We start from the raw sequence: 12,314 nt of genomic DNA on the forward strand, positions 1-12,314 counted from the left end.
GACAATTTTACTAGAGTGCAATGCTGAATGGATTCAGTATGGCTCTTAGTCAAGCACATGTTTTGGTGAAGAGCCAATTTTTATTGTCTATTTTTTTAATAAATGCAGTTTCTGAAAAACGAACTTCTGCAGCAAATTTTTGCATAAATTCTTCATCTAAATTTTCATGGATTACTACACCTGCTGGATTACCACCAAATTTTGTTTCTGTAAAAGCATCAATTACATAATATGACAAAGCCAATTCTCCCTTACTAAAGAATTTAAAAAGTTTTTAATACTTACTATATCGATTAATCTCTTTATAAATAAAAAAACGCCACAAAAATGTGACGCTTTTCATATTATTGTATGACTCTTCAGCAAAGCGAGAGGTTGATTTCCGTTCCGACTATGTGCCTTCATGAGGGGGTACTGCCCTTCACTCCAATCAACCGCTTCACCATTGCAAAAAACACTCACTTATTAATATTGAATAAGTGTTTTTATGTTAATGTCGCCAAGTTTTGCACGTCCGTTTAACTCTGTTAACTCGATCAGGAATGCACAGCCAACAACTTGACCACCTAATTGTTCAATTAAACGTACAGTCGCTTCAACTGTACCACCTGTCGCAAGTAAATCATCACAGATTAATACTTTTTGACCTGGTTTAATCGCATCTTTGTGCATTGTAAGTGTATCTTTACCATACTCAAGCCCGTAGTCAGCACTTATCACTTCACGGGGTAATTTTCCTGGCTTACGAACAGGTGCAAAACCAATTTCAAGCGCATAAGCAACTGGACATCCGATAATGAAGCCACGAGCCTCAGGACCTACTATAATTTCAGCACCTAATTCTTTTGCGTAACTTACGATTTGATCTGTTGCATATTTGTATGCAGGACCGTTATCCATAATTGTTGTAATATCTTTGAAGCTGATGCCCTCTTTCGGCCAGTTTTCAACCGTTGTTACGTATTGCTTTAAATCCATGTTATTGTTCCTCCTACGAAACTTATTCGTATATTAATGTAATCGTTCATCAAACCATTGTTTTAATTCTATATAAGGGGCATATACAAGCTTTTGCTCCATTTCAATCTGTTCTGAACGCTGTTTGTAAGACGATGCCTCTGTAAGTGCCTGTTTTGTTGCATTCACATTGACAGTCGTCAGTCCACTCTCCATTTTAACAAAACCAAGCTCAAAAAACACCTGTGTCATAAATTTTAATGCATCTAATGGCCAACCTGTATGCTTCGCTAATTCAGCCAAATGCATATTTAATGGGAAAGCAGGACGATTTTTTAAAAACTTATAGTACCAGGAGAATTGCTCGCGTGTAGGCAATCCATTGAAATACTGTGAATCTGGCATGTAAAAGTGTGCATAAATACGAGAAGGTGCTGTTTTTTGTAAGACATTTTCTAACATTTGAACATTTTGTGGCAAATCCAATAGCACGATATAATTGCTTTGTTCTACATTTGAAAGTGTAGGATCCACCGCTAGGATTGGTACACCAATTAGTGATTGGTAATAGGTAATCGTCTCTGAACGGAAGGCGATGAATGTTGCCTCCTCTTTCGGGACCGTATTTAACCAGCGTGATGTTTGTCGTATACCACGAATATCAAATAATTGCCATTCAGTCGTTTGGACATCCTCTATCATAAATTGTGCTTTTTTACGTCCTTGCCACTCGTTAATTTGTAAATCTCCTGTAAACGATACTTTTATTCCATATGTTAGCTCATCGTGTAGATGTCCTTTATTAAAACCGACACTATCTAATTTTTCAAAGCCATCCGTCAATTCCATTTTTATATGATTTTCTGCTGCTCCAATTTTCCGCATAGAGGCTATCTCCACATCTTCTAGCACATAAACAGGCTTCGGAAAATTCGTACCATATGGACCAAGCGTTGAAATTTCTTCAATAGCATCTGCTGAAATTTCATCCATTTTTAGTGGTATATCAATGTTGAGTACAGGTGTCAATTGCTCTTCTGATAAACATGCTCTTGCTTGAGTATCTAAGCGTGATCTTAATTCATCCACATGCTCAATGGGTAATGTCATCCCCGCTGCCATAGGATGCCCACCAAAATGAGGTAATATATCTCGATTCTTTGCTAGTTCATTATATAAATGGAAGCCTTCAATACTACGAGCTGAGCCTTTAGCTGTTCCTTTTTCATAGTCTAATGAAAGTACAATTGTTGGACGATAATAAAGCTCTACAAGACGAGATGCGACAATCCCTACTACCCCTGCATTCCAGCCTTCTCCTGCAATAACTAAAACGAGTGACTCCCCGACCTTTTTATCTGATTCAATGAGAGCAATGGCCTCATCTGTAATACTCTTTACAATATCTTTACGCTCGCTATTACACGTATTAAGCTGTTTCGCCAATGCTATTGCCTTAGCATTATCTTCAGCCATTAATAGCTCTACACCTGGCGCCGCTTCTCCTAGACGACCAACTGCATTTAAGCGCGGGCCAAAGTAAAAACCGATTGTTTCTTCGTTAATTTTAGCTTGCTCTGCACTGGCTACTTCACACATTGCTTGTACCCAAGGGCTGAGTGAACAGCGCATTTCTTCTATTCCTCGCTTTACTAGGTAGCGGTTTTCATCAACTAATGGTACTAAATCCGCTACTGTTCCAACAGCGACATATTCAATTAAATGCGTTGGCAGTTCTCCATAAAGAGCATGTGCTAACTTAAAAGCTACACCCACACCTGCAAGCTCACCAAATGGATAATGTCCTTCTGGTATACGAGGATGTAAAATAATATCTGCAGGTGGTAATTCATCGCCTGGTTCATGGTGATCTGTAACGATAACATCCATACCTAGTTCCTTCGCGACACGAATCGGTTCAATGCCCGAAATACCATTATCAACTGTTATAATTAACTTTACGCCCTCTTCATGTGCTTCACGAAATAGTGCTTCATGTGGTCCATAGCCATGAATAAAACGATTCGGTATTTTAAACGATACATCGGCACCGAGATCAAGTAACACATTCATCATTACTGTCGTGCTTGTGACACCATCGGCATCGTAATCTCCATAAATTAACATTTTCTCTCCGTTTTCAAGCGCTTCCTCAATACGTGCCACAGCTTCCGCCATGCCATGCATTAAAAACGGGTCATGGATACTTGCTTCTGTCATATTTAATAAGCTCTCTGCATCAGCAGTTGTTTCGCAGCCTCGTGCTGCCAAAATTTTAGCTGCAATCGCAGAAAGTTGTAGGTCATTTTGTAATGTTTGGACAAGCTTGGCGTCTGGGCGCTCTACTTGCCATCTCTTTTTCGATAGAATCATCTTTTCACTTCCTTACGTAGGCTATTATACAGAAAATCTAGCCTATCCGCACTATCTGTCAGAATGATAGTTTTATCCATCAGAAGGATAGAAGTTAGAGCGAAAGATAGAGCCGGCCAAGTGACGGATGGAAATCAGAGTTACGGATAGAACAGCCAAAGTCGTGGATAGAACCATCAAAATCGCGGTTAGAATCGGAAAAATCGTGGATAGAACAGCCAAGATGACGGATGTAAATCAAAGCGACGGATAGAACAGACGAAGTGACGGAAAGAATCATCAAAGCGACGGATAGAACAGCCACGGTGACGGATGTAAATCAAAGCGACGGATAGAACAGCCGAGCCGAAGTCGTAGTTAGAACCGTCAATACCAGTCTCAAAAGAAAAAAGCCTACTCCGTTAATGAGTAGACTTCTGAATCACACCTTTTGAAGCAGAAACTAATGCTTCAACCTTCTCTAAATTACCTTCATGCAATGCTGTCACGATCGCACTGCCAACGATTACACCATCACTAAGTGCCCCCATGCTTACCACTTGCTCGGGAGTTGAAATTCCAAAACCAGCTAGTACTGGTATTTGGCTTGCTTCACGTAAGCGAGCAAAATGATCATTTAAATCATTTGCAAAGCTTGCACGAGCCCCTGTGATACCATTGACTGTCACAGCATAGACAAAGCCTTGACTGGCAGCCGCGATACGTGCTATTCGTTCTGGTGGACTTGTTAACGATACAAGCTGAACGATGTCGATACCATGAGGATTTAATGTGTCACATAAGACAGCACTTTCCTCAAGCGGTACATCAGGAACGATTAATCCTTTAACCCCTCCCGCCTCACACGCCTTCGCAAAAGCCTCTAACCCAAAAGCTAACACAGGATTAAAATAAGTCATGACAACTAACGGAACTTGAATTTCTTCTTTAAATGAAGCTAATGTTGCTAGCACTTTCCGTAATGTCACACCTTCTGCTAAAGCCCGTTCACCTGCTTGCTCGATCGTTGGTCCATCCGCTACAGGATCCGTGAATGGTATACCAACTTCTATTGCAGTTACTCCCATTTGCTGTAGCTTCAAAATCGTAGGCTTCAAAGTTTCTAGACCCCCATCACCCGCCATAATATAGGGTACAAATGCTTTATGACCAGCGATTTTCGTTTCTTCAATTGCCTGCTGTAGTGTTGTCATTACATATCTCCTCCTAATGCTTTACGAACAGTATGAACATCTTTATCTCCTCGGCCGGATAAGCACACAACAATGATGTCATCTGTAGACATTGTCTGCGCAAGTTTTGCTGTATAGGCAATGGCATGAGAGCTTTCAAGTGCAGGTAGTATCCCTTCTGTTCTACACAGTAACTGCAAACCCTCAAGTGCTTCACTATCTGTAATCGAGTCAAATTTAACACGCCCAATATCATGTAAATAACAGTGCTCTGGCCCCTTCCCTGGATAATCTAGACCAGCTGAAATAGAATGTGCTTCTTGCACGAAGCCATTTTCATCTTGTAATAAATACATGTATGCACCATGTAAAACGCCTAGCTGTCCGCCGGCAATTGCTGCAGCATGCTTTCCAGTCTCAATGCCATTGCCTGCAGCCTCTACTCCGTATAGCGCTACCGTTTCATCGTCGACAAAAGGATGGAACATACCGATTGCATTACTACCACCACCTATACAAGCAACGACTGCATCTGGTAAACGTCCTTCCTTATTTAAAATCTGCTCTCTAGTTTCAACACCAATTATACGCTGGAAATCCCTTACGATTTTCGGGAATGGATGGGGTCCTAAAGCTGAGCCTAAAATATAATGCGTATCTTCAACATTTGTCACCCAGTAGCGTAGTGCTGCATTAACAGCATCCTTCAATGTTTTTGAACCTGTTTCTACAGACTCCACTTTTGTACCGAGTAGCTCCATGCGAAACACATTCAACTGTTGGCGTTTTATGTCCTCTGCACCCATAAATACAACACATTCAAGATTCAATAATGCGCATGCTGTTGCTGTTGCCACCCCATGCTGCCCTGCACCTGTTTCAGCCACAATTTTCTTTTTACCCATTCGTTTTGCAAGAAGCGCTTGACCAATCGCATTATTAATCTTATGGGCTCCAGTGTGATTTAAATCTTCACGCTTTAAATAAATCTTTGCGCCGCCTAGCTCTTTTGTTAAATTTTCCGCGTAGTACAAAGGCGTCTCACGACCAACGTATTGTTGTAAATAATAGGCTAGCTCATCCGTAAATGTTTGATCATTCATCGCCTCATCATAAGCCGTCTCTAATTCCAACAAAGCCGTCATTAATGTTTCCGGAACAAATTGTCCACCAAATTTCCCGTAACGCCCTTCCTTTGTCGGTACACTATTTGCAATTGAATTCGCCATTATGCTCTCCCCTTCTTTACTGCCTGTATAAATGCGGTTATTTTCGCTATGTCTTTTACACCGTCTGTCTCCACACCACTCGAAACATCTACCATAAATGGCGACACAAGTGTTACTGCTTCTTCAATATTTTCAGCTTGCAAACCCCCTGCTAAAATTAGCTTTTCACGAGGAATCCCTACCATCTCTAGAAGGGCCCAATCAAATGTGTGACCACTGCCTCCTTTAAAATCTGTCCCTGGTGCATCAAATAAGTAGTAGTCCACATCATAATTAGCAGCAGCCCGAACATCTTTAGCACCTTTCACGGATAAAGCTTTGATTGCTGGATAGTCTTGCTGACGAATAAACTCTGGAGATTCTTCCCCGTGGTATTGCACATAATCTAATGGTATAGTTTCAATCGCTGTTCGTAATTCCTCTGCGCTTGGATTGACAAAAACACCGATTTTCAAAACGCCCTCTGGCACATGTTTTGCTAATTGCTGTGCCTGTTCAACCGTCACCTGGCGTTTACTTGGCGCTAAGACAAAACCAATTGCATCCGCTCCGGCCTCTACTGCTGCCTGCACATGCTGTTGTTCCTTCAGTCCACAAATTTTCACCTTCGTCATACAGATGCCCCCACCTTATTGACCTGTAAACTTTTTAGAGCAGTACCTGCATCTCCACTGCGCATTAATGATTCACCTACAAGAACGCCACTAGCTCCCATGGCTGCCACCGTTTTTGCATCTTCTTGTGTCCAAATACCGCTTTCACTTATTAATACTTTCTCTTCTTCGAACGGAAAAGCTTCAGCAATTTCACGTGTACGATCTAAGCTCACCTCAAAGGTACGTAAGTCGCGGTTATTGACACCAATCAGTTTGGCACCTACTGCAATAGCACGTTCAAGCTCCACAAGATCATGCACCTCAACCAACACCTCTAGATTTAAGCCTGTTGCATAGCTATACAGGTCACGTAATGCCTCATCTGTTAACGCGGCTACTATTAGCAAAATGATAGATGCACCTGATGCCTTTGCAAATCGAATTTGCACACGATCGATCATAAAATCCTTACAAAGAAGTGGCGTTTGAACAGCATTTGCAACTGCGGCTAAATCATCAAAGGAGCCTTTAAAAAACTTTTTATCTGTTAAAACAGAAATAGCAGCTGCCCCTGCTTCAGCATAAGTTTTTGCCTGCGTAACTGGATCTGCCCCTTCTGCGATTAGCCCCTTTGATGGGGATGCACGCTTCATTTCTGAAATGACCTGTAATGTTTCAGCTTGTCGCAAGAGCTCAAATAATGATGGACGCGGTTTTTCTGTAAAATTTGCTAATGGATCAGGCTGTTCAAGTAAAGCACTAACTTCTAGCTTTTTTTGTTCGAGAATTTTATTTAAGATATTCATTGTCGGACCTCCACTCCTTTAATATGCTCACTATAAGCAATGACTGCCTCTAATTTTTGACGTGCACGCCCACTAAAAATACTATCCTTCGCCATTTCTACACCTTCTTTAACGGTTTCAGCAATTCCATAACTGAACAATCCAATACCAACATTCAATAAAACTGTGTCAAAGTAAGCACTTTGTTCACCAGCTAATAATTTACGCATAATAGCAGCGTTTTCATCAGCATTACCTCCACGAATAGCTTCTATTGGTGCATAGTTAAGACCCGCTTCCTCTGCCGTTAATGAAAATGGAATTAAGTCTCCCTTATCTACTAAGACAAAAGTATTTTGACCAGCTAATGACGCCTCATCTAAACCTAGTGGCCCAGAAACGACCATAGCACGTTCACGCCCGAGCATTTGTAATACGGAAGCATACTCCATGACAAAATTAGGACGGTTAATGCCTGTAAATTGCGTCGATAAAGGCACTGGATTCGTAAGTGGACCGACGAGATTAAAAATAGTTGGCTTACCCAGTGCTCGACGAACCTCGCCAATCCGCTTTAATTTCGGATGGACATTTGGAGCATATAAAAAGGCTATTCCTTCTTTCTCTAACAGATCAACAGTTTGTTCAATGGAAATATTCGTGTGAATACCGAGTGCTTCTAAAACATCCGAGCTTCCTGATGCCGAAGAAATTTTACGATTGCCGTGCTTCGCCATTTTGACACCTGCTCCTGCTAATACGAAGGCGCAAGTTGTACTTATATTAAATGTATTAAGACCATCGCCGCCAGTACCGCAATTATCCATATAGACACCTGCTTTTGCTGGTACGTCTAGTGCAAAGGAACGCATAATTGTAGCTAATGCTGCTACTTCATGTGCTGTTTCCCCTTTGTCAGATAATGCCGTTAAAAAACTTGCGATTTGTTCCTTCGGTGTGTCATCTTGGAACATCCAATTAGCTGCCTGTAGCATTTCCTCATACATTAAATGCTCTCGTTGTTGTACTTTTTGACGAATACCTTCCATTAGTGTTGACCTCCTTCTTTTTCAAGTAGCTGTAAAAATTCCTGTTCGTCCTTTTCTACTTGTTTTATTATTTCTTTGACGTTTGTGTATTTGGTCACCGTTACAGTTGATTGCATATGCATCGTTTCATTTTCTATAACGATGGATTTTCCTGTTAAAGCAAAATCAAGATGACCGTTAAAACCAATAAATCCAAGAGCTCCTCCAAATATCCCTGAAGTTTGACTAAATTTTTCTAAATAGTCTTTCGCCTGATCCTTTGGAATACTTGTTGTTGCAAAGGGTGGTAACGTTGCAGCTAATACATCAAGTGCATGAAGCATCGGTAATAGTTGCCCTTCAACTCTCGATGTCATGTGTAATGCATGCTTTGAACGCTCAATTCTCATCGCCTCAATGACTTGAATGGAATCTCGAAAGCACACAGACTGTAACTCTTGTCGCACGGCAGAAACAAGTACAGCATGTGACTCCCTAATATTCGTGTTTTCACGTAGCTTTCGTCCCTGTTCTAAATCTTCACCTTTTGTGGAACCTCTAGGATATGTCCCCTCTGTTGGTGTCGCAATCACACGTTCACCTTTTACTCGAATTAGGCTTTCAGGAGATGTTCCTAAAACAACATGACCCTCAAACTCTACATAATACATATACGGAGCAGGATGTTTTTTACGCAATTGACGATATAAAGCGAAAGCATCTCCTTGTATATTTGCTGAAAAACGCTTTGATAGGACGACTCTTGTAATATCTTCATCTAAAGTAGCTTTGCTAGATGTAAGGGATGTTGCAAATTGTTCATTCGTAGTCGATTCAAAAGGTTCATAGCTACAAGTTGTATCCTCATCCTCTCTACCTTTTAAAAGCTGCTCAGCTAACTCTTCAAAATTTGGTTCTTTTTTTTCTGCATCAATATTTGTATGAATCAATGTAACTTCATCTGTTACATGATCAAACACAATGACAGTCTCATATACGTGGAAATGCACATCTGGTAGCTGCACTTGATCCTGAGCAGTCGATAATATCTTTGTTGCATCATGACCAACATAGCCAACAGCTCCGCCTGAAAACGGGAATTGTGTCGTATTGGAGATACGTGGCATTAATCTTTTCAGTAAAACAAACATATCGCCCTTATGTGTATATGTGTTTCCAGTCTTATATGAGTATTCCTGAATTTCATCTCCAAAGCCTTTATACGTTTTTCTCGGATTTGCACCGATAAAAGAAAAACGTCCTGCTCCCTCATGCTGTGCTGAACTCTCAAGCAAAAATTTGTGCTTCCCTTGTAGGCGTCTAAAAATTAAAATCGGTGTTAAAGAATCAGCATTAATAGTTTTCATTTTTGTTCTTGAACTCGTCTTTAGCATAATCACCAAGCTCCTTTTCCTAAAAATTCACTACCGTTTAACTTACAAATGTTTAGTTGCTGAATCGGTTCTTGTTGAAAAAAAGATCATCATCAAAGCGTAGGGTTGATTTCCGTTCCAACTGGATGCTTACCTGGGGACATCCAGGCAACAATTGGTTTCTGTGCGAAAGCGAAGCATTCATCCCCTTGCAAATTAAAAACAACAAAAAAGTCCTCTGCAAAAAGGATTTTTCCTAAATGCAGAGGACGATCATGACCGCGTTGCCACCTCATATTAGAGCATATTTGCTCTCTCTTATGTGCTCAGCCTTAGTTCGACATTAAAACAGACATACGTTAACTAAAGTCAAAGCCCCCCCTATAACGTGGGGAATCCGTTCGCTATTTTCATAAGCGACTCTCATAAGTCCATTCACATAAGCTACAAATCAGTTTGCACCATCCACTGACTCTCTAAATTGCACACTTATGCTACTACTCTTATTCAACAATTTCTCAGCTATTCTCATCTAAACTCAGCTCATCTGTTCTAAGGCTGACCTCGCTCCCGAGACCAACTACCTTGTATCGAACAAAAAAGTTAGCCTTATTCTATGCCAAATTTCAAAAATTGTCAATCAATTCAGACAAAAAAGAAAAATATTAGAAAAATTTCATAGTTATATAAAAGGAGAATTTACCCTTTCCATTTTACATAAAAAGGGATTGAAACTGCCTACTTTTGAGTATTTTTCAAGTATTGACCTAAAAAAAATATCAAGTTATATTAATTTCAGAACTTGGATTCTCTAATACAATTAAAGAAAGTAGGAACGAATATGTCCGTTCGTAAAAAACTAAATATAGGTTTTATTTCACTTACTTGTTTACTCTTATTATCAAGTATTATTGCATATTTTCAATTTAAGTCAGTTGAGGGAGATATAGTAGAGGTACTTGATCACAGAATCGTGCAAATGCAATTAACAGAAAAAATACAACAACAGCTTGCCTCACAAGGGCTATTTTTAAACTCATATATTCTAAGTAATAAGGATAAAGAGACAAAAGAAACTTTAGATTATTATGAAAAAATATTGCCCGAAACGATTAAGGAACTTTCAGGCATTGTTCGTTCCGATTACACAAAAAATATTATGAAGCAAGTAACTGAATTACAGAAAAATTTACTAACAAGTTCTGATAAAGCAGTACAAGCATTTAATAATGGAAATACAGATTTAGCATTATCATACATAAATGGCGAAGTTTCGAAAATCAGTGATAAAATCTACTTTCTAACTAGTGATTTATTAGATTATCATGATGAACAGCTTGGAAAAGTAAAAAGCAGTATTGTCAAAACAGTTGTACGAGCTATTATTATTTCCATTGTCTTACTTGTTTTAAGTGCAATTGTTGGTTTATATTTTATGTATTTTGTCAAACGCTACATCACTCAACCGCTTCTTAAAGTTATTGACGCAGCCGATACATTAGCAAAAGGTGATTTAACGATTGCTCAACTTGAACATAACTCTAAAGATGAAATTGGTACACTTGCCACAGCAGTGAATGCATTAAAACAGAATTTATCTGTACTGCTTAAAAATGTTCAGGACAACGCTACACAATTATCTGCTGCTTCTGAAGAACTTTCCGCAAGCACTATAGAAGTGACAACAACATCCAGCGACATTTCTCATCGAGTACAAGACACGTCAAACCATTTATCTTCATCTGCTAGCGCTTCTCAACAAAGTGCTCTAGCTATGGACGAAACAGCTGCTGGTGTACAACGAATTGCTGAGGCTACTCAAAATTTGCATCACAATGCTATAAATATGACACAGCTTGCCAATACCGGGGGGAAAACTATTTCAACTGCCAAAGAGCAGATGGATACAATTTCTGAATCAACTACAAGGATTGCCAATTTAACAGAAAAGCTAAGTAAGCAATCTGAAGAAATCGGGCAAATTACAAAAGTAATTACGGCTCTTACTGAACAAACCAATTTACTGGCACTCAATGCTGCCATCGAAGCAGCACGAGCTGGTGAACATGGCAAAGGATTCGCGGTTGTAGCAGATGAAGTACGAAAGCTTGCTGAAGAATCTAATCAATCTGCTGGACAAATTGTTGCCCTCACAAATGAAATTCAAACGGATACAAGAAATGTAGCAGCTGCTGTGCATGAAGGATTAGTATCTGTCCAAGATGGTGTAGCAAAAATTCATGAGGCCGGTAATGCATTTGATTCCATTACAGAATCTGTGCAAGCATTTACTGACCAAATTGAAGATATCTCAGCCACTTCAGAACAAATTTCAGCAAGTGCTGAAGAAGTCGCTGCCTCTGTAACAGAAATTGCAAATGGTGCGAGCATTTCAGCGAGCAACTCACAAATCATCGCTGAAGCAGTAGAAGAGCAAGCTGCAACAATGCAGCAAGTTAATGAGGTAGCTGAGGAATTAAGCAACAACGCTCAACAGCTGCAGTCTTTACTACAACAATTTAAACTTTAATAGATAATTTAATAGATATTAGCAAAAGAAACTACTGTTTTCAGAAGAAAGCTAGCAGTTTCTTTTGTTTTTTTCAGGTGTGTCGATTAACCATTTTTATATATTCGAATTAATTCGAAGAGACTGATTTCCGCTACAGGCTACAATCAGTTAAAATGGACATACATTTGAAAAATATCTGCAAAAAAATCCTTTTATCATTCAATAAAAACCTATATTTTCCTAATCAACACGCCTGGTTTTTATTAAAAAAATTTTGCATTAAATGTGG

The 12,314-nt window shown here is 39.6% G+C and carries 10 protein-coding genes and 1 other annotated feature; of the genes, 1 reads left to right on the plus strand and 9 read right to left on the minus strand.

Annotation, left to right across the window (positions count from 1 at the left end; genetic code table 11):
* Positions 1-49 precede the first annotated feature (49 nt).
* The 9 genes from AMS59_RS16275 to AMS59_RS16315 all read right to left on the minus strand — a co-directional run bounded on the left by AMS59_RS16275 (position 50) and on the right by AMS59_RS16315 (position 9,534).
* A complete protein-coding gene (locus AMS59_RS16275; RefSeq protein ID WP_053484789.1) occupies positions 50-238 on the minus strand; it encodes a PhzF family phenazine biosynthesis protein in 189 nt (62 codons plus the stop codon).
* 227 nt (positions 239-465) lie between these two features.
* Positions 466-978, minus strand: a complete 513-nt coding sequence (locus tag AMS59_RS16280; RefSeq protein WP_053484790.1) for an adenine phosphoribosyltransferase — start codon at positions 976-978, stop codon at positions 466-468.
* A 33-nt stretch (positions 979-1,011) separates the two neighbouring features.
* The gene (gene recJ / locus AMS59_RS16285; RefSeq protein WP_053484791.1) at positions 1,012-3,330 is read right to left on the minus strand and encodes a single-stranded-DNA-specific exonuclease RecJ; all 2,319 of its coding nucleotides are present in this window, start codon (positions 3,328-3,330) and stop codon (positions 1,012-1,014) included.
* Positions 3,331-3,731: 401 nt separating this feature from the next.
* Positions 3,732-4,523 carry a tryptophan synthase subunit alpha gene (gene trpA, locus AMS59_RS16290; protein WP_053484792.1) on the minus strand — a complete coding sequence of 264 codons (792 nt, stop codon included), beginning with the start codon at positions 4,521-4,523 and terminating at the stop codon, positions 3,732-3,734.
* The gene (trpB, locus tag AMS59_RS16295; protein WP_053484793.1) at positions 4,523-5,731 is read right to left on the minus strand and encodes a tryptophan synthase subunit beta; all 1,209 of its coding nucleotides are present in this window, start codon (positions 5,729-5,731) and stop codon (positions 4,523-4,525) included. The genes trpA and trpB overlap by 1 nt, the downstream gene beginning before the upstream one ends.
* Positions 5,731-6,345: a phosphoribosylanthranilate isomerase gene (locus AMS59_RS16300; protein ID WP_053484794.1), complete on the minus strand. Its 615-nt coding sequence runs from the start codon at positions 6,343-6,345 to the stop codon at positions 5,731-5,733. Before AMS59_RS16300 ends, trpB begins: the two co-directional genes overlap by 1 nt.
* Entirely contained in the window at positions 6,342-7,133 is a 792-nt protein-coding gene (trpC, locus tag AMS59_RS16305) for an indole-3-glycerol phosphate synthase TrpC (RefSeq protein ID WP_053484795.1), read from the minus strand. Before trpC ends, AMS59_RS16300 begins: the two co-directional genes overlap by 4 nt.
* Positions 7,130-8,161 (minus strand): anthranilate phosphoribosyltransferase, encoded by a 1,032-nt coding sequence (gene trpD / locus AMS59_RS16310; protein ID WP_053484796.1) that lies wholly within the window; start codon positions 8,159-8,161, stop codon positions 7,130-7,132. Before trpD ends, trpC begins: the two co-directional genes overlap by 4 nt.
* A complete protein-coding gene (locus tag AMS59_RS16315) occupies positions 8,161-9,534 on the minus strand; it encodes a chorismate-binding protein (protein ID WP_053484797.1) in 1,374 nt (457 codons plus the stop codon). Before AMS59_RS16315 ends, trpD begins: the two co-directional genes overlap by 1 nt.
* Before the next feature lie 241 nt (positions 9,535-9,775).
* Positions 9,776-10,033 (minus strand) — a binding site (T-box leader).
* 321 nt (positions 10,034-10,354) lie between these two features.
* On the opposite strand from AMS59_RS16315, the gene AMS59_RS16325 reads away from it, so the two are divergent.
* The gene (locus AMS59_RS16325; protein ID WP_053484799.1) at positions 10,355-12,043 is read left to right on the plus strand and encodes a methyl-accepting chemotaxis protein; all 1,689 of its coding nucleotides are present in this window, start codon (positions 10,355-10,357) and stop codon (positions 12,041-12,043) included.
* Positions 12,044-12,314 lie beyond the last annotated feature (271 nt).

The sequence above is a fragment of the Lysinibacillus sp. FJAT-14745 genome (assembly GCF_001275675.1).
Classification (GTDB): domain Bacteria; phylum Bacillota; class Bacilli; order Bacillales_A; family Planococcaceae; genus Lysinibacillus.

Excerpts from the sequence above, each read along its gene's own strand:
- AMS59_RS16315 (WP_053484797.1), bottom strand. The coding sequence starts at position 9,534 with ATGCTAAAGACGAGTTCAAGAACAAAAATGAAAACTATTAATGCTGAT.
- trpA (WP_053484792.1), bottom strand. The coding sequence starts at position 4,523 with ATGACAACACTACAGCAGGCAATTGAAGAAACGAAAATCGCTGGTCAT.
- trpC (WP_053484795.1), bottom strand. The coding sequence starts at position 7,133 with ATGAATATCTTAAATAAAATTCTCGAACAAAAAAAGCTAGAAGTTAGT.
- AMS59_RS16325 (WP_053484799.1), top strand. The coding sequence starts at position 10,355 with ATGTCCGTTCGTAAAAAACTAAATATAGGTTTTATTTCACTTACTTGT.
- trpB (WP_053484793.1), bottom strand. The coding sequence starts at position 5,731 with ATGGCGAATTCAATTGCAAATAGTGTACCGACAAAGGAAGGGCGTTAC.
- recJ (WP_053484791.1), bottom strand. The coding sequence starts at position 3,330 with ATGATTCTATCGAAAAAGAGATGGCAAGTAGAGCGCCCAGACGCCAAG.
- AMS59_RS16280 (WP_053484790.1), bottom strand. The coding sequence starts at position 978 with ATGGATTTAAAGCAATACGTAACAACGGTTGAAAACTGGCCGAAAGAG.
- AMS59_RS16300 (WP_053484794.1), bottom strand. The coding sequence starts at position 6,345 with ATGACGAAGGTGAAAATTTGTGGACTGAAGGAACAACAGCATGTGCAG.
- trpD (WP_053484796.1), bottom strand. The coding sequence starts at position 8,161 with ATGGAAGGTATTCGTCAAAAAGTACAACAACGAGAGCATTTAATGTAT.